Annotated in this window: 14 protein-coding genes and 1 pseudogene; 10 read left to right on the top strand and 5 right to left on the bottom strand. The window is 69.3% G+C overall.

Annotated features, from left to right (window positions below; all coding sequences use genetic code 11):
* Positions 1 to 19: 19 nt before the first annotated feature.
* Positions 20 to 886 (bottom strand): dioxygenase, encoded by an 867-nt coding sequence (locus IG196_RS21090; RefSeq protein WP_192192865.1) that lies wholly within the window; start codon positions 884 to 886, stop codon positions 20 to 22.
* Between the two features lie 130 nt (positions 887 to 1,016).
* On the opposite strand from IG196_RS21090, the gene IG196_RS21085 reads away from it, so the two are divergent.
* The 3 genes from IG196_RS21085 (at position 1,017) to IG196_RS21075 (ending at position 4,710) form a co-directional block, all read left to right on the top strand.
* The gene (locus tag IG196_RS21085) at positions 1,017 to 2,048 is read left to right on the top strand and encodes a LacI family DNA-binding transcriptional regulator (RefSeq protein WP_192192864.1); all 1,032 of its coding nucleotides are present in this window, start codon (positions 1,017 to 1,019) and stop codon (positions 2,046 to 2,048) included.
* A gap of 97 nt (positions 2,049 to 2,145) precedes the next feature.
* Positions 2,146 to 2,721: a thermonuclease family protein gene (locus tag IG196_RS21080; protein WP_192192863.1), complete on the top strand. Its 576-nt coding sequence runs from the start codon at positions 2,146 to 2,148 to the stop codon at positions 2,719 to 2,721.
* Between the two features lie 60 nt (positions 2,722 to 2,781).
* Positions 2,782 to 4,710: a PhoX family protein gene (locus tag IG196_RS21075; protein WP_192192862.1), complete on the top strand. Its 1,929-nt coding sequence runs from the start codon at positions 2,782 to 2,784 to the stop codon at positions 4,708 to 4,710.
* Positions 4,711 to 4,726: 16 nt separating this feature from the next.
* Here IG196_RS21075 and IG196_RS21070 read toward each other — a convergent pair whose 3' ends face one another.
* The gene (locus IG196_RS21070) at positions 4,727 to 4,975 is read right to left on the bottom strand and encodes a hypothetical protein (protein WP_192192861.1); all 249 of its coding nucleotides are present in this window, start codon (positions 4,973 to 4,975) and stop codon (positions 4,727 to 4,729) included.
* A gap of 16 nt (positions 4,976 to 4,991) precedes the next feature.
* Positions 4,992 to 6,338, bottom strand: coding sequence for an NAD(P)/FAD-dependent oxidoreductase (locus tag IG196_RS21065; protein WP_192192860.1), 1,347 nt, complete (start codon positions 6,336 to 6,338; stop codon positions 4,992 to 4,994).
* Positions 6,339 to 6,606: 268 nt separating this feature from the next.
* On the opposite strand from IG196_RS21065, the pseudogene IG196_RS21060 reads away from it, so the two are divergent.
* From IG196_RS21060 to egtD, 3 genes and pseudogenes are all read left to right on the top strand, one after another.
* A pseudogene (locus IG196_RS21060) lies at positions 6,607 to 7,655 on the top strand (IS110 family transposase).
* Between the two features lie 300 nt (positions 7,656 to 7,955).
* Positions 7,956 to 9,221 carry an ergothioneine biosynthesis protein EgtB gene (gene egtB, locus IG196_RS21055; RefSeq protein ID WP_192192859.1) on the top strand — a complete coding sequence of 422 codons (1,266 nt, stop codon included), beginning with the start codon at positions 7,956 to 7,958 and terminating at the stop codon, positions 9,219 to 9,221.
* A gap of 24 nt (positions 9,222 to 9,245) precedes the next feature.
* On the top strand, positions 9,246 to 10,247 hold the full coding sequence (gene egtD, locus IG196_RS21050; RefSeq protein ID WP_192192858.1) for an L-histidine N(alpha)-methyltransferase: 1,002 nt from the start codon (positions 9,246 to 9,248) through the stop codon (positions 10,245 to 10,247).
* Positions 10,248 to 10,251: 4 nt separating this feature from the next.
* Here the strand turns inward: egtD and IG196_RS21045 are convergent, their stop codons facing one another.
* The gene (locus tag IG196_RS21045) at positions 10,252 to 11,715 is read right to left on the bottom strand and encodes an NAD-dependent succinate-semialdehyde dehydrogenase (protein ID WP_192192857.1); all 1,464 of its coding nucleotides are present in this window, start codon (positions 11,713 to 11,715) and stop codon (positions 10,252 to 10,254) included.
* A 279-nt stretch (positions 11,716 to 11,994) separates the two neighbouring features.
* Here IG196_RS21045 and IG196_RS21040 point away from each other — a divergent pair, with 279 nt between their 5' ends.
* The 3 genes from IG196_RS21040 to IG196_RS21030 all read left to right on the top strand — a co-directional run bounded on the left by IG196_RS21040 (position 11,995) and on the right by IG196_RS21030 (position 13,596).
* A complete protein-coding gene (locus tag IG196_RS21040) occupies positions 11,995 to 12,279 on the top strand; it encodes a DUF427 domain-containing protein (protein WP_099791357.1) in 285 nt (94 codons plus the stop codon).
* A complete protein-coding gene (locus tag IG196_RS21035) occupies positions 12,276 to 13,025 on the top strand; it encodes a 2OG-Fe dioxygenase family protein (protein ID WP_192192856.1) in 750 nt (249 codons plus the stop codon). The genes IG196_RS21040 and IG196_RS21035 overlap by 4 nt, the downstream gene beginning before the upstream one ends.
* Positions 13,026 to 13,155: 130 nt before the next feature.
* On the top strand, positions 13,156 to 13,596 hold the full coding sequence (locus tag IG196_RS21030; RefSeq protein WP_101489523.1) for a universal stress protein: 441 nt from the start codon (positions 13,156 to 13,158) through the stop codon (positions 13,594 to 13,596).
* Here IG196_RS21030 and IG196_RS21025 read toward each other — a convergent pair.
* Positions 13,583 to 14,263, bottom strand: a complete 681-nt coding sequence (locus IG196_RS21025; RefSeq protein ID WP_192192855.1) for an RluA family pseudouridine synthase — start codon at positions 14,261 to 14,263, stop codon at positions 13,583 to 13,585. The two genes, IG196_RS21030 and IG196_RS21025, sit on opposite strands and share 14 nt — an antisense overlap.
* Before the next feature lie 125 nt (positions 14,264 to 14,388).
* Between IG196_RS21025 and IG196_RS21020 the strand changes: the two genes are divergently transcribed.
* Positions 14,389 to 15,585: an MFS transporter gene (locus tag IG196_RS21020; RefSeq protein ID WP_412556393.1), complete on the top strand. Its 1,197-nt coding sequence runs from the start codon at positions 14,389 to 14,391 to the stop codon at positions 15,583 to 15,585.
* Positions 15,586 to 15,591 lie beyond the last annotated feature (6 nt).

Genomic DNA, 15,591 nt, shown 5'->3' with positions numbered 1-15,591 from the left:
GTTGTGGAATGGGGGGAGGTCAGGGGATGGGCGGGCGGGGGAACTTCATCTCGCCCGGTTCGAGCTGGAAGTCGTACTGCAGCGTGGCGCGCTGTCCATCGGGCGCGAGCGCGAAGCGGCCGATCAGTTGCCGCGTCACGCCGAAGGTCGGGTCGCTTTCCAGGTTCTCGTCGTCGTCGGCGAACACCTGCGTGATCAGCACCTTGTGGCCCGGCTTGCTCAGCATGAAGTGCAGGTGCGCGGGACGGTTCGGGTGGCGTTGCTGCGCGCGCAGCAGCACGCCGCAGGGCCCGTCGGTGGGCACCGGGTAGCCGGCGGGGCGCACGCTGCGGAAATGAAAGCGGCCTTGCGCGTCGGTGGTGAAGCGCCCGCGCAGGTTCATGTCGTCCTGTTCCGGGTCCTGGTTCTCATAGAGCCCGACCGGCGAGGCTTGCCACACGTCGACCGTGACGTCGGCCATCGGCTGCCCGCGCACGTCGCGCACTGTGCCGGTCACCTCGAGCGGCGTGCCGGGCGTGCCCGAGCGCGCGATGCTGTCGCCCGTTGCGCAGGCCGGCGAGTTGGCGCGCCAGAAGGGACCGAGCAGGGCGGCCGGCGATTCGCCGTGCGGGTCCTGGTTGTTCTGCAGCGCCACCACGGTGGACACGCCGAGGATGTCGGCCGCCAGCACCACCTCGTTCTTGGTCTCGCCGGTGGCGTGGCCGATGGCGACGATGAATTCGAGCGCCTGCTCGAACTCTTCCTCGGTGAGCTTCACCTCCTGGACGAAGGCATGCAGGTGGCGCGTGAGCGCATCCATCACGGTGCGCAGCCGCGGGTCGGGTGTGCGTTGCATGGCGTCGAGCGCGAAGCCGAGCACCGAATCGGGGGAGGTGGCGATGTTCATGGCGGGTCTTTGCAATCGTTTGCACGATACTAAGTCAAATCCCGGAAAAGTAAAATGGTGGGTATCCGAGGTGTCAGAATGGGAATTCGCCCGACATGGCCCGCCGGATGTCCAACAATCGTTTGCACCAATGAGCGCTCAGCCGTCTTCCAGCCCCGTCACCATCCGCGACGTCGCCCGCGCCGCCGGCGTGCACGTGTCGACCGTGTCGCGCGCGCTCAGCCCCGAGAAGCGCTCGCTGATCAGCGACGAGGTGCTGCGTGTGGTCGAAGAGGCCGCGCAGCGACTGGGCTACCGGCCCAACCGCGCCGCCTCGGCGCTGCGCACGGGCCGCACCCACACCATCGGCGTGCTGGTGCCCGACATCACCAACGCGGTGTTCCCGCCGATCCTGCAAGGCATCGAGGCCAGCGCGGCTGCGCGCGGCTACTTCGTGTTCGTCACCAACGTGGTCGACCCGGCGCTCGCGCGGCCGGTGCTCGAGCGCATGCTGGCGCAGCGTGTGGACGGCGTGATCCTGGCCACCGCCACGCGCGACGATCCGCTGGTCGACTTCGTCGCCAAGGCCGGCATGAAGTCCGTGCTGGTCAACCGCGCCGACGAAACCGGTCGCCTGCCCGCCGTGGTGAGCGACGACCGGCTGGCAATGAAGCTCGCGGTCGATCACCTCGTGGGCCTGGGCCACAAGCGCATCGCGCACCTTGCGGGGCCGCAGAACATCCCGACCGGCGTGGGCCGCCTGCTCGGCGTGGAGCAGGCCTTGCGCGACCACCGCATGAAGCCGGCCCGCATCGTCGAGTGCACAAGCTACAGCCGCGAGGCGGGCGCGGTCGCGATGAAGCAGATGCTTGCGGCCGGTGCCGCGCCGCAGGCCGTGGTCTGTTGCAACGACCTCGTGGCACTGGGCGCCTACGACGCGCTGCGCGAGGCCGGCCTGCGCGTGCCGAAAGACATCTCGGTCACGGGCCACAACGACATGCCGCTGGTGGACATGGTCGATCCGCCGCTCACCACCATCCGCCTGCCGCACCGCGAACTCGGCTGGCGCGCGGCCGAAATGCTGTTCGCCGAAATCGACGGGCAGGCGCTGTCGGCCTCCACTGTGGTGCTGCGCCCGGAGCTGGTGGTGCGCAAGTCGACGGGCGCACCCGCCGCGCGCTGAAACGAAGACGAAAACAAATGCATCCGAAGGGCGGCGCGCGCACTTCGCGCCGAGAATCGTCGGCCATTCCCGGCCCCGTGTTCCGTTCCCTTTCCGCATGCGCTTTCGCCCCGTCTTCCTGCTTCTTTCCCTCGGTCTTTCGATCCCGCTGCTGACCCACGCCGCGTCGCCGCGCACCTGCCTCGTCGTCGGCGTGAGCGACGGCGACACGCTCACCGCGCGCTGCGGCCGCAGCGGCGCTTATGAGCAGGTCAAGGTGCGCATCGCCGCCATCGACGCGCCCGAGAGAGCGCAGCCCTACGGCCAGCGCAGCCGCCAGGCGCTGCGCCGCCTGTGCTACGCCGAGAAGGCCGTCATCACCGAGCGCGACATCGACCGCTACGGCCGCACCGTGGCCGACGTGCGCTGCAACGGCGAAGACGCCGGCCGCCGCATGGTGGCCGAGGGCTGGGCCTGGGTGTACGACTACCACGGCATCGTGAAGAAGCGCGGCGGCGACCTGTTCCGGCTCGAGGCCACGGCGCGCGCGCAGCACCTGGGCCTGTGGGCCGACACCGCGCCGACACCGCCGTGGGACTGGCGGCGCGAACGGCGGGAGCAGCCGCGCAACCACAACCACAACGGCGGCGGTTCGCAGCCCTGGGGCGACGTGCGCTTCGAACCCTTGTCATGACGGCTTCATGGGCGCGCGGGAGCATCGCAGGCTCCCACGATTCCCACGGACCTTCAGGACATGGCCAAAGACTTCGCGCGCATGGAGGACTCGAACCCCTCCGGCAATCCCACGATCCACGACGTGTCCGATCCGCAGCGGCGGGTCTTCGTGCGCGGCGGCCTGGCGGCGGCCGTGGCGGGCCTGTTCGGGCCGCTGGCCGGCTGTGCCAGCACGGGCAGCAGCGGCAGCAGTAACAGCGCCGTGAGCGGCCTGGGCCGCGCCATCGGTTTCAAGAGCGTGCCGATGGCGGCGGTCGACCAGGTGGTCGTGCCCGAGGGCTACCGCACGCAGGTGATCTACCGCTGGGGCGACCCCACGGGCATCGCGGGCCGCATGCCTGCCTTCAAGACCGACGCGTCCGACACGGCCGACGACCAGGCGCTGCAGGCCGGCATGCACCACGACGGCATGGCCTTTTTTCCGCTCGATGGATCGAACCGCGGCCTGCTGGTGTTGAACCACGAGTACGTGGACGACGGCCTGCTGCACACCGACGGCATGAAGACCTGGACCGCCGCGAAGGTGCGCAAGTCGATGCACGCGCACGGCGTGTCGGTGATCGAGCTGCAGCGCGACGGCGCGGCCTGGTCGCAGGTGCTGCCTTCGCGTTTCGCGCGCCGCATCACCGCGCTCACGCCGATGACGCTCACCGGCCCCGCGGCCGGCCACCCGATGCTGCGCACCGCGGGCGACCCCAGCGGCACGCAAGTGCTCGGCACCTACAACAACTGTTCCAACGGCCAGACGCCGTGGGGTACCTACCTGACCTGCGAAGAAAACTTCGCCGACTACTTCGAGGGCACGGCCACGCCCGACGCGCACCAGAAGCGCTGGGGCCTCAAGAAGGGCAACGGCGCCAAGTACCGCTGGCACGAGCACGAAGAGCGCTTCGACGTCGCGAAGCACCCGAACGAATCGAACCGCTACGGCTGGGTGGTCGAGATCGATCCGCAAGACTCGAGCTCGACGCCGCGCAAGCGCACCGCACTGGGCCGCGCCGCGCACGAAGGCGCCGCCGTGGCGCTCACCGACGATGGCCGCGCCGTGGTCTACATGGGCGAGGACTCGCGCTTCGAGTACATCTACAAGTTCGTGAGCCGCGACAAGGTGCGCCCCGGTGGCGCCGCCGCCAACCGCGACCTGCTCGACCACGGCACGCTCTACGTGGGCCGCTTCGACGTCGACGGCACGGGCGAGTGGCTGCCGCTGGTGCAGGGCAAGGGCGGGCTCGTGGCCGACAAGGGCTTCGCCACGCAGGGCGACGTGCTCATCAAGTCGCGCCAGGCCAGCGACCTCCTCGGCGCGACAAAGATGGACCGCCCCGAGTGGACCACCGTCGATCCGCTGACGAAGGAGGTCTACTGCACGCTCACGAACAACAGCAACCGCGGCGCATCGGGCCAGCCCTTCATGGACGCGGCCAACCCGCGCTCCAACAACACGATGGGCCAGATCATCCGCTGGAAGGAAAGCGGCGACCTCGACGCGACGAAGTTCGCGTGGAACCACCTCGTGCTCGCGGGCGATCCGAAGCAGACGCGCTACGAGGCGCAGGGCAACGTGAAGGGCGACGCCTTCGGCAGCCCCGACGGCCTGATGGTCGATGCGCGTGGCGTGCTGTGGATCCAGACCGACGTGTCGACCTCCACGCTCGGCAAGGGCGACTACACGAACCTGCCCAACAACCAGATGCTGGCCTGCGACCCGACGAAGGGCGAGATCCGCCGCTTTTTGCTCGGCCCGGCCGGCTGCGAGATCACCGGCCTCACGGCCACACCTGACCTGCGCACGCTGTTCATCAACATCCAGCACCCGGGCGAGCCGGCCAACGAGCGCAGCGACCCCGACCGCCCGCTCGCCGTGTCGAAGTGGCCCGACGGTGCAGGCCGGCCGCGCTCGGCGACCGTGGTCATCACGAAGATCGACGGTGGGGTGATCGGCAGCTGAAGGCAGGTCGGCGGGGTCAGCAGCCGCCGCCGACCCAGCAGCGCAGCGAGGGCACGAACAGACCCACGAAGAAGCCGATGGCGCACAAGACCAACAGGATCAGCGCCGCCATCTTCAGCCCTTCGGCGCTCCAGCGCGGCGCGAAGCTGCTGAGGAAGCCCGAGGCGAGCGTGCCTTCGATTCGTTCGGCGCCGCCCCAGCGCAGCACCCAGACGTACAGGAGCGCCTTGGCGGCGTGCGTCACGATCCACCAGGTCAGCGACATCGCCTGTCTCCCCCGCTCAGGACTCGCTCTTGCCCTGCACGTCGGCCACCACGCGCGCGTTGCGCTGGAAGCTCCAGTAGGCGCTGGCCCAGTCCCACATCACGACGACGCGGTTGCGAAAGCCGATCAGGAAGTACGCGTGCGCGAACAGCCAGAACAGCCACGCGAACCGGCCGCTGAAGCGCAGCGGGCCGAAGGGCGTGCCCAGGTCGACCACCGCCGAGTTGCGGCCGATGGTGGCCAGGTTGCCGTAGTCGGCGTAGCGGAACGGCACGGTGGGCTGGCCCGCCAGTCGGCGCAGGATGTTCGCTGCCGCCGCACGGCCCGCCTGCTTGGCGCCGGGCGACACGCCGGGCACCGGCTTGGGCGGCTTGCCGGGCGCGTGGCTCATGGTGGCGGCCAGGTCGCCCACCACGCTGATCTCGGGGTGGCCCGCCAGGCTCAGGTCGGGCTCGACCTTGATGCGGCCCGCGCGGTCGCATTCGACGCCCGTGGCGTTGCCGAGCAGCCGGCCCAGCGGCGAGGCCGCGACACCGGCGGCCCACACCACGCAACTGCTGGGAATGCGGTAGCTCTGCAGCGGCGCACCGTCGGGGCCGCCGCCGGTCTGCACTTCGAGGCCGGCGTTGTCGATGGCGGTGACGCGCGCGTTCAGCCGCACCTCGACGCCGAGTCGTTCCAGCTGTTCGAGCGCCTTCTGGCTCAGGCTTTCGGGCATGGCCTGCAGCACGCGCGGGCCGCCCTCGACCAGCAGCACCTGCGCGCTGCCGGGGTCGATGCGGCGGAACTCGCCCGAAAGCGTGTGCTTGGCGATCTCGGCCAGCGTGCCGGCCATCTCGACGCCGGTCGGGCCGGCGCCGATCACCACGAAGGTGAGCAGGGCGCGGCGGCGTTCGGGGTCGGCGGTGGTCTCGGCCGTCTCGAAGGACATCAGCACGCGGCGGCGGATCTCGAACGCGTCGGCCAGCGTCTTCAGGCCCGGCGCGGCGGGCGCCCACTCGTCGTGCCCAAAGTAGCTGTGCGTGGCGCCAGCCGCGACGATCAGGTGGTCGTAGGCCACGTGGCTGCCGTCGGCCAGCTGGATGCTGCGCGCGGCCGGGTCGATGCCCGTCACCTCGGCCAGCAGCGTGGTCACGTTGGCCTGCTTGCGGAACAGGGCGCGCACCGGCGCCGCGATCGACGGCGCCGCGAGCCCGGCGGTCGCCACCTGGTAGAGCAGGGGCTGGAACAGGTGGTGGTTGGTCTTGTCGATCACCGTCACATCGACGTCGGCCCGCTGCAGCTTGCGCGCGGCTTCGAGCCCGCCGAAACCGCAGCCGATGATGACAACGTGGGGCCTGGCCGAAGGAGAGAGGGTTTGCATCGTCCGAATCATACGCAGCGGCCCGAGGCGCCAGCCCACAGGACGGGCTCTTGTGGCGGCGCGGCGGCGGCGTCTTGTCCTACGAGCGGCTGTCATGGGTATGGGCTAAAACTTCCGGTTATCTGACTGGAGATGGTATGGACGCCTCCCCCTAACTGAGCGATTGCGAGCGCTGGGGATGTGGGCAAGGAAGGGGGGCCTCGCAGTCAACGGCATCGAGTGCCAAAGTGGAAGTTCGATCTACCCACTTACAGACGGAGGCCCCGAAATGGATCGTACGACGTATGGCTTGGACATTGCAAAGAACGTGATGCAGCTTCATTGGGTCAATAGCGAGACGGGCGAGATCGGGCGCAGGAAGCTCGGTCGGGCCAAGCTGAGCGAGTTCTTCGCCCAGTTGCAGCCGGCACGCGTGGCGATGGAGGCGTGCGGCAGCGCGCACCACTGGGCGCGCGAGTTGGGTGCTCTGGGACATCAGGTGGAGTTGTTGCCGGCACGCCAGGTACGTGCATTTGTGCGCGGCAACAAAGACGACGCAGCCGATGCCCGAGCGATCTGGCTGGCCGCGCAGCACTCGGACATTCGCCGCGCACCGGTCAAGAGCAAGGAGCAGCAGGCGGTGATGTCGCTGCATCGAGTGCGCTCGCACTGGGTGAGCGTGCGCACGGCCACGCTCAACATGCTGCGAGGCTTGCTGTACGAATTTGGCGTGGTGCTGCCAGGCGGCAAGAAGGCCGGACTAAAGACGATCGCAGTCAAGCGCGCCGATATTGACGACAAGCTGCCGCCGTTGATGCGTGGGCTGGTCGACCTGCAGCTCGAAGCGCTCAAAGGAGTCGAGCGCAGCATCGATCAGCTCGAAACCGAGATCGCCGGGCAGCAGCGCCAGTTGGACAAGGCGCGCACGCTGCGCGAGGTGCCGGGCATCGGCGTGCTCGGTGCAACGGCGCTGGCCGCAACGCTGGGTGACGCCAGCGGCTGGCGCTCGGGACGGGAGTTCGCAGCCAGCCTGGGGCTGGTGCCTGCGCACAGCGGCACGGGCGGCAAGACCCGCATCGGGCACCTGAGCAAGCGCGGCGACCCTACCTGCGGACATTGCTCATCCACGGTGCGCGTGCGGTGATCACGCACGCCAAGGACATGCCCACGTGGCTGGAGGAACTGCTGCGACGCCGGCCGCTGAATGTGGCGGTGGTGGCGTTGGCCAACAAGATGGCTCGCACGGCCTGGGCGCTGGTGGCGCACGGGCGGGCGTACCAATCGGAGTGGAAAAGCACTCCACCAAGTGGCTGCGGCGCGCGAGCGCAGGCGGCTTAGCAACAACCTGAGACAACAACCACAGGAGTGGAAGCCGCAAAGAGTGCGTGAGTCGAGTCGATGAAGTGATGGTGAAGCGGTCGGATCGCGGGTCGGGTAAAGCTGAATGTTGTCTCGGGCAAGCCCTCGCGCGAAGCCCGCGATGGAGATGAGCACCGACCCCGCGCATGACCATCAAGGCCAGCGGGCGGACTTCGGTCCGATCTGCACAAACAGGCCGGATATAAGACCGCAGTCATTACCGCCAGCCGGAACTTCAAGAACTCGCTTGCCACACGGGAGGCGTCCATATAAGACACCATGACGTTTTCCCGGCCGATCGCCCCCGTGGCGAACGCCTTGCGCGAGCGATTCCGCACGGTGCGTGCCGCCAGCCTGGCGCTTGCCGCGCCCCTGTCCGCCGAGGACCAGTGCATCCAGTCGATGCCCGACGCCAGCCCGACCAAGTGGCACCTGGCGCACACGACGTGGTTCTTCGAAACCGTGCTGCTGCAGCCGCATGCGGCGGACTACCGGCCGTTCGATGCGCGCTTTCATTACCTCTTCAACTCCTACTACGAGGCGCTCGGGCCGCGCCACCCGCGGCCGCAGCGCGGGCTGCTCACGCGGCCGTCGCTCGACGAGGTGCACGCCTATCGCCGCCATGTCGACGACGCGGTGCTCGCGCTGCTCGCAACGTCCGAGCCGCTCGACTGGGCCACCATCGAGCCCATCGTCGCGCTCGGCCTGAACCACGAGCAGCAGCACCAGGAGCTGCTGCTCACCGACATCCTGCATGCCCTGTCGTGCAACCCGCTGCTGCCGGCCTACAAGCCCGCGAGCGGCCCCGCGCTGCGGCTGGCCGCTGTACCGGCCGAGGTGCGCTGGCTGGCGCAGCCGGGTGGCATGGTCGAGGTCGGGCATGCGGGCGATGGCTTCTGCTTCGACAACGAGACGCCGCGCCACGCCGCCTTGCTGAGCACTTATGCCATCGCCGACCGGCTGGTGAACTGCGGCGACTACGCGCAGTTCATTGCCGACGGCGGCTACCAGCGGCCCGAGCTGTGGCTGTCCGACGGCTGGGCCACGGTGCAGGCCCAGGGCTGGCGCCATCCGGCCTACTGGCTCGAAGCCGACGATCCGCGCATCGGCACCCTCGGCGCAGGCGGCGGCCATGCCGCGCCCAATGGCTGGCAGGTGTTCGGCCTGCATGGTGTGCGGCCGATGGAGGCCGACGCACCGGTGGCGCAGTTGAGCTTCTACGAGGCCGCCGCGTATGCCGAATGGGCCGGCGCGCGGCTGCCGACCGAGTTCGAATGGGAAGCCGCCTTCGACGCGCCCGGCATCGCCCAGATGAGCGGCCATGTCTGGCAATGGACGCGCTCGTCGTACGACCCGTACCCGGGCTTTCGTCCGCTGCCCGGCATCGCGGCCGAATACAACGGCAAGTTCATGGTGGGGCAGCTGGTGCTGCGCGGCGGCAGCGTGGCCACGCCGGCCGGCCACACGCGGCCGAGCTATCGCAATTTCTTCCCGCCGGCGGCACGCTGGCAGTTCTCGGGGCTGCGGCTCGCGAAAGACCTTTGACCGACCTCGATGGAGCCGAGCACCATGCGCAACCCGACCACCTCTTCGTTCGCCCTCGCCAGCCATCTGCAACGCGAGGAAGAAGCCCCCACGCCCGACACCGCCCCGTGGTCCGAGTTCGGCCGCGCCATGCAGGCGGGCCTGGCGCGCACGCCGCGCCACATCTCGCCCAAGTTCTTCTATGACGTGGCCGGCTCGCAGCTGTTCGACCGCATCTGCGAGCTGCCCGAGTACTACCCCACGCGCACCGAGCTGGGCATCCTCGGCGCCTGCGCCGGCGAGATCGCCGCGCAGATCGGGCCGAACGCCGAGATCGTCGAGTTCGGCGCGGGCTCGCTCACCAAGGTGCGGCTGCTGCTTGACGCGCTCGAATCACCCAAGCGCTACCTGCCGATCGACATCTCGGGCGAGCACCTCGAAGCCGCGGCGGCGCGCCTGAAGGCCGACTACCCGGCGCTCGCGGTGCAGCCCATCGCCGCCGACTACACCATGCCGCTCGTGCTGCCCGCGCCGATGGCCGGGGCGGGCCGGCGCGTGGGCTTCTTCCCGGGCTCGACCATCGGCAACTTCGAGCCCGACGAGGCGCTAGCGTTTCTGCAACTCGCGGCGCGCATGCTGCGCGGCGGCGGCCTGCTCATCGGCGTCGACCTGGTGAAAGACTCCGACCGGCTGCACGCGGCCTACAACGATGCGCAGGGCGTGACGGCGGCGTTCAACCTCAACCTGCTGCGGCGCGCGAACGCGGAGCTGTCGGCCGACTTCGACCTCGACGGGTTCTCGCACGCGGCCTTCTACAACGCGCCGATGCGGCGCATCGAGATGCACCTCGTGAGCCGGCGCGCACAGAGCGTGCAGATGCGCGGCGAGCGCTTCTCGTTCGAGGAAGGCGAAACCATCCACACCGAGTACTCGCACAAGTTCACCGTCGAAGGCCTGCAAGGCTTGGCGGTGCGCGCGGGCTTCCGCGTCGGGGCGGTGTGGACCGACCCCGAGCGGCTGTTCAGCGTGCACTGGCTGGTGAGCTGACCGGCTACGTATCCAGCCCCGCAAGGCACACGTACTTCACTTCGAGGAAGTCGTCGAGCCCGTACTTCGAGCCCTCGCGCCCCAGCCCTGATTGCTTGACGCCGCCGAAGGGCGCTTCAGCCGTGGAGACCAAACCGGTGTTCACGCCCACGATGCCCGATTCGAGCGCCTCGGCCACGCGCATGATGCGGCCGATGTCGCGGCTGTAGAAGTACGCGGCCAGGCCGAACTCGGTGTCGTTGGCCGCGGCGATGGCTTCGGCCTCGGTGTCGAACGCGAAGATCGGCGCCAGCGGGCCGAAGGTTTCTTCGCGTGCGAACAGCATGTCGGGCGTGGCGCCGCCGATCACGGTCGGCTCGTAGAACAGGCCGCCCAGTGCATGGCGCTTGCCGCCTGCGAGCACGGTGCCGCCCTTGGCGACGGCGTCGGCCACGTGCTCCTCGATCTTCTCGACCGCCTTGGCGTCGATGAGCGGGCCCTGGTTCACGCCGGCTTCGGTGCCATTGCCGACCTTCAGTGCGTTGACCTTGGCCACGAGCTTCTGCGTGAAGGCCTCGAGCACGCCGCGCTGCACGTAGAGGCGGTTGGCGCACACGCAGGTCTGGCCGGTGTTGCGGTACTTGGAAACCATCGCGCCTTCGACGGCCGCATCGACATCGGCATCGTCGAACACGATGAAGGGTGCGTTGCCGCCGAGTTCGAGCGACAGCTTCTTGATGGTGTCGGCCGACTGCTTCATGAGCGTGCGGCCCACCTCGGTCGAACCGGTGAAGGTGAGCTTGCGCACGATGGGGCTGCGCGTCATCTCACCGCCGATCTGGCTGGCCGAGCCCGTGAGCACCGACAGCAGGCCCTTCGGCACGCCCGCGCGCTCGGCGAGCACGGCAAAGGCCAGTGCCGAGAACGGCGTCTGCGTGGCCGGCTTCACGACCATGGCGCAACCGGCCGCGAGCGCGGGCCCGGCCTTGCGCGTGAGCATGGCGGTGGGGAAGTTCCAGGGCGTGATGGCGGCGGTGACGCCCACGGGCTGCTTGAGCGCCAGGATGCGGCGGTCGGCCTGCGGTGCGGGAATGGTGTCGCCATACACGCGGCGCGCTTCTTCGGCGAACCACTCGATGAACGAGGCGGCGTAGGCAATCTCGCCGCGGCTCTCGGCCAGGGGCTTGCCCTGCTCGGTGGTCATGATCAGCGCGAGATCGTCCACGTTCGCCAGCATCAGGTCGTTGAGCTTGCGCAGGATGGCCGAGCGTTCCCTGGCGGGCACCTTGGCCCAGGCCTTCTGCGCCTTTTCGGCGGCGGCGATGGCGCGAACGGTTTCCTCGGTGCCGCACATCGGCACGGTGCCGATCTGCTCGCCGGTGGCGGGGTTGGTGACGGCGACGGTGGTGCCGTTGTCGGCATTCACCCAGGCGCCGGCGATGCAGGCCTGCTCGCGCAGCAGGGTCGGGTCTTGGAGTTTCAATGGCATGGCGTGTGGTCTCAGGCTGGCAGGGCGCAGAGGCATTGAGGAGGGGAGTCGGAGGGAAGAGGAAGCGGACCACATCGACGTGCACGCCGCAAGCCGGCCACGGAAAATCCGCGTCGTGTGCTCGGGTTTGCACACCCGGTGCATCCACGGAAACCCTGCCCGCATCGGGCCAAGATGACCCGGCGCAAGGAAAGCACCTCGCGCCAGCGTCACAATAGTCACTGTCCCGAGCGCGCAACGCGGCATCGGCACCTTGCACCTCCCCCGGAGATCGATCCCATGAAAGCAACCTGGAACGGCGTCACCATCGCCGAAAGCGACGACACCGTGCTCGTCGAAGGCAACCACTACTTCCCGATGAGTTCGCTCAATCGCGATGCGGTCACCTTCAGCAACCACAAGACCACCTGCCCGTGGAAGGGCTCGGCGAACTACTACTCGCTGCTGGTCAACGGCGAACTGCACGCCGACGCCGCCTGGTACTACCCCGACCCGAAGCCCGAAGCCGAGGAAATTCGTGACCGCGTCGCGTTCTGGAAGGACGTGAAGGTCAGCGCCCAGTGAGCACCGCCGCCTTCGCTCCCCCGTTCACGCCGCCGGCCGAACTGGCCGGTGCGCTGCGCGAGCACGGCTACGCGGTGCTGAACCCGCAGGGCGTGTGTGAGTGGCTCGGCGTGCCGCTGGCGCAGCTCGAAGCGCTGCACGCCGACTGGAACGACCTGCCGCCCGACGAGTACCTGAAGGACGGCGGTCGCTACCGCACGCGGCGCCACGCCTGCTTCACGGTCGATGCCGACGCCACGCTGGCGCCGGTGCCGCACCGCGCGCACTGGCAACCGGTCGAATACAACGCGCTGCACGGCGGCATGCAGCGCTGGTTTGCACCGATGCTCGACGCCACAGTGGCGCAGCCCGTGTGGCAGCGGCTGATGCAGCAGCTCGGCCAGGTCAGCAGCGACATGCGCGGCGCACCGCAGCGCTGGTTCGTGGAAGCGCACCAGTTCCGCATCGACACCGCCGGCGGCATCGGCCGCCCGACGCCCGAAGGCGCGCACCGCGACGGTGTCGACCTGGTGGCGGTGGCGCTGATCGGGCGCCAGGGCATCAAGGGCGGCGAGACGCGCGTGTTCGAGGCCAACGGCCGGCGCGGCGAGCGCTTCACCATGACCGAACCGTGGACGCTGCTGGTGCTCGACGACGCGCGCGTGATCCACGAATCGACGCCGATCCAGCCGCTGGAAGAGGGCGGCGACGGGTGGCGCGACACGCTCGTCGTCACCTGCCGGTCCGAGGGTTTCCAGGGGGATTGAGACGCCTGCGGGCTTCGCTGGTCGGAGTCCTACAGGGCGGGTTCTGCAGAGCGGTTAAATTCGGGGCCCGACCCGGTGCGAACCGGGTCCGTCAGTCTGTCTGTCTGCGAACGCTAAGCGAGGTCCCGCCATGTTCAATCACATCCTGGTCCCCATCGACGGCTCCGAAACTTCCATGCTCGCGGTCAGCAAGGCCAGCGGTCTCGCCCTGGCTTTCGGCAGCCGCATCACGTTGATTCACGTGATCGACAACTACCCCTTCATCGGCGTGGGCGCGGACTATGCGCTCGGCCAGAACGAATACCTCGCGGCGGCCACCGCCAGCGCCAACGCGGCGCTCGCACGCGGCGTGGCCGCCCTGGCGGCCGAAGGCCTGCACAGCGACCAGCGCGTGATCGACGGCCACGTGGTGCACGAAGGCATCGTGGACACCGCCATCGCCATCGCGGCCGACCTGATCGTGATGGGCTCGCACGGCCGCAGCGGCATCGAGAAACTGCTGCTGGGCAGCGTGACGCAGCGCGTGCTGCAGGACGCCACCATGCCGGTGCTCGTCGTCAAAGGCCACTGAGCCACTGCGCAGCAAACCCCGCCGCACATTCGAAGTGCACCGGCTCCCGCGTCGCGGGATGCACGAACCCCAATTCCCTGGCATGCAGCAGCAGGCGCGGCGCGCGTGCCTGCAGCGCGGCGTCGCCATACAGCGCATCGCCCAGGATCGGGTGCCCGATCGACAACAGGTGAACCCGCAGCTGGTGTGAGCGGCCCGTGAGCGGCTCCAGCAGCACGTGCGTGGCCGCAGGGCCACCGGGCGGAGACACGCTCGCCAGTGCGCGCCAGCGCGTGAGGCTGGGCTTGCCCGCAGGATCGATCTTCTGCAGCGGCCGGCGCGGCCAGTCGGCCATCAGCGGGGCGTCGATGACCGACCAGTCGTCGTGTTGCGGCATCACGCCGTCGACCACGGCTTCGTAGCGCTTGTGCACCTCGCGGTCGGCAAAGGCTGCGCTCAGGGCGCGCTGCATCGCCAGGCCGCGCGCCATCACCACGAGGCCGCTGGTGCCCATGTCGAGCCGGTGCACGATGAGCGCATCGGGCCACTGGCGCTGGGCGCGCGCGCTCAGGCAGTCCTGCTTGTCGTCGCCGCGCCCGGGCACGCACAGCAGGCCGGCGGGCTTGTCGAGCACCAGCAGGTGGGCGTCTTCGTGAACGGGGCGCAGGTCGGGGGGCGAAGCGGTCATGGGGACAACGAGTGTAGAGAGGCTCAGAAAGGCCGAAGAGGCCTCGGCTATCCTCGACCGATATGCCCGGCCCCGATCCCTCCTTGTCTCCTTCTTTCGCCGACCTGAGGCGCGAGCGCCCCTTCATGCAGCTCTGGGTGGCCCGCCTCTTCGGCACCGCCGCCTCGCAGATGATGCTCGTGGCCATCGGCTGGCACATGTACGAGCTGACCGGCAGCGCATGGGACCTGGGCCTGGTCGGCCTGTACCAGTTCGTGCCCGCGCTGCTGCTGGCGCTGCTGGCCGGCCACGTGGTGGACCGGCACCACCGCGCCCGCATCGTGGCGGTGTGCTTCGCGGTGCAGGGCACCGTGGCACTGGCGCTGCTGTTCGCGGTGCTGTACAAGAACGACACGCGCGGGCTGCTGCTCGGGCTGTCGCTGGTGCTCGGCGCGGTGCGCGCCTTCCAGATGCCGGCGCAGCAGGCGCTCACGCCGTTGCTGGTATCGCCGCTGCTGCTGTCGCGCGCGATGGCGTTCAGCTCGGCCGGCATGCAGGGCGCGATCATCGGCGGGCCCGCGCTCGGCGGTCTGCTGTTCGTGGCGGGCATGGCAGTGGTCTACGGCGCGAGCGTGCTGTGCTTCGTGATCGCCTGCGTGCTGGTGCTGCGGCTGCGCTACGACCACGCACCGGCCGCGCGCGAGCCGGTCACCCTGGCCACGGTGTTCGCGGGCGTCAACTTCATCTGGCTGCGCAAGCCGGTGCTGGGCGCGGTGTCGCTCGATCTGTTCGCGGTGCTGCTGGGCGGCGCGGTGGCGCTGCTGCCGATCTATGCCAAGGACATCCTGCACACCGGCCCCTGGGGGCTGGGCCTGCTGCGCAGCGCACCGGCGGTGGGCGCGCTGGTGATGTCGATTGCGCTCACGCGCCGGCCGGTCGAGCGCAACGTGGGGCGCACGCTGCTGCTGGCCGTGGGGGCGTTCGGGCTGTGCATGGTGGTGTTCGGACTGTCGAAGAGCTTTCTCGTCTCGCTCATCGCGCTCGCGGTGTCGGGCGGGGCCGACATGGTCAACGTCGTGATCCGCCAGACGCTGGTGCAACTCGAAACGCCCGACGCCATGCGCGGGCGGGTGAGCGCGGTCAATTCGATCTTCATCGGCGCGAGCAACCAGCTCGGCGAGTTCGAATCGGGTGCCACTGCGGCGCTGCTGGGGCCGGTCGGCTCGGTGGTGCTCGGCGGCGTGGGAACGATGCTGGTGGCGCTGACCTGGTTCCGCCTGTTCCCGTCGCTGGCGCAGCGCGACCGGATGGTGGTCGCGGCACCGGCTTCGGCGCGGCCTTAGCCGTTC

This window comes from Variovorax sp. 38R, assembly GCF_014843395.1.
GTDB classification, from domain to species: Bacteria; Pseudomonadota; Gammaproteobacteria; order Burkholderiales; family Burkholderiaceae_C; genus Variovorax; species Variovorax paradoxus_H.
Note: the sequence above shows the minus strand (reverse complement) of the source record. Positions and strands in the feature narration are given on the sequence as shown.

Excerpts from the sequence above, each read along its gene's own strand:
- IG196_RS21090 (WP_192192865.1), bottom strand. The coding sequence starts at position 886 with ATGAACATCGCCACCTCCCCCGATTCGGTGCTCGGCTTCGCGCTCGAC.
- IG196_RS21085 (WP_192192864.1), top strand. The coding sequence starts at position 1,017 with ATGAGCGCTCAGCCGTCTTCCAGCCCCGTCACCATCCGCGACGTCGCC.
- IG196_RS21080 (WP_192192863.1), top strand. The coding sequence starts at position 2,146 with ATGCGCTTTCGCCCCGTCTTCCTGCTTCTTTCCCTCGGTCTTTCGATC.
- IG196_RS21075 (WP_192192862.1), top strand. The coding sequence starts at position 2,782 with ATGGCCAAAGACTTCGCGCGCATGGAGGACTCGAACCCCTCCGGCAAT.
- IG196_RS21070 (WP_192192861.1), bottom strand. The coding sequence starts at position 4,975 with ATGTCGCTGACCTGGTGGATCGTGACGCACGCCGCCAAGGCGCTCCTG.
- IG196_RS21065 (WP_192192860.1), bottom strand. The coding sequence starts at position 6,338 with ATGCAAACCCTCTCTCCTTCGGCCAGGCCCCACGTTGTCATCATCGGC.
- egtB (WP_192192859.1), top strand. The coding sequence starts at position 7,956 with ATGACGTTTTCCCGGCCGATCGCCCCCGTGGCGAACGCCTTGCGCGAG.
- egtD (WP_192192858.1), top strand. The coding sequence starts at position 9,246 with ATGCGCAACCCGACCACCTCTTCGTTCGCCCTCGCCAGCCATCTGCAA.
- IG196_RS21045 (WP_192192857.1), bottom strand. The coding sequence starts at position 11,715 with ATGCCATTGAAACTCCAAGACCCGACCCTGCTGCGCGAGCAGGCCTGC.
- IG196_RS21040 (WP_099791357.1), top strand. The coding sequence starts at position 11,995 with ATGAAAGCAACCTGGAACGGCGTCACCATCGCCGAAAGCGACGACACC.
- IG196_RS21030 (WP_101489523.1), top strand. The coding sequence starts at position 13,156 with ATGTTCAATCACATCCTGGTCCCCATCGACGGCTCCGAAACTTCCATG.
- IG196_RS21025 (WP_192192855.1), bottom strand. The coding sequence starts at position 14,263 with ATGACCGCTTCGCCCCCCGACCTGCGCCCCGTTCACGAAGACGCCCAC.
- IG196_RS21020 (WP_412556393.1), top strand. The coding sequence starts at position 14,389 with ATGCAGCTCTGGGTGGCCCGCCTCTTCGGCACCGCCGCCTCGCAGATG.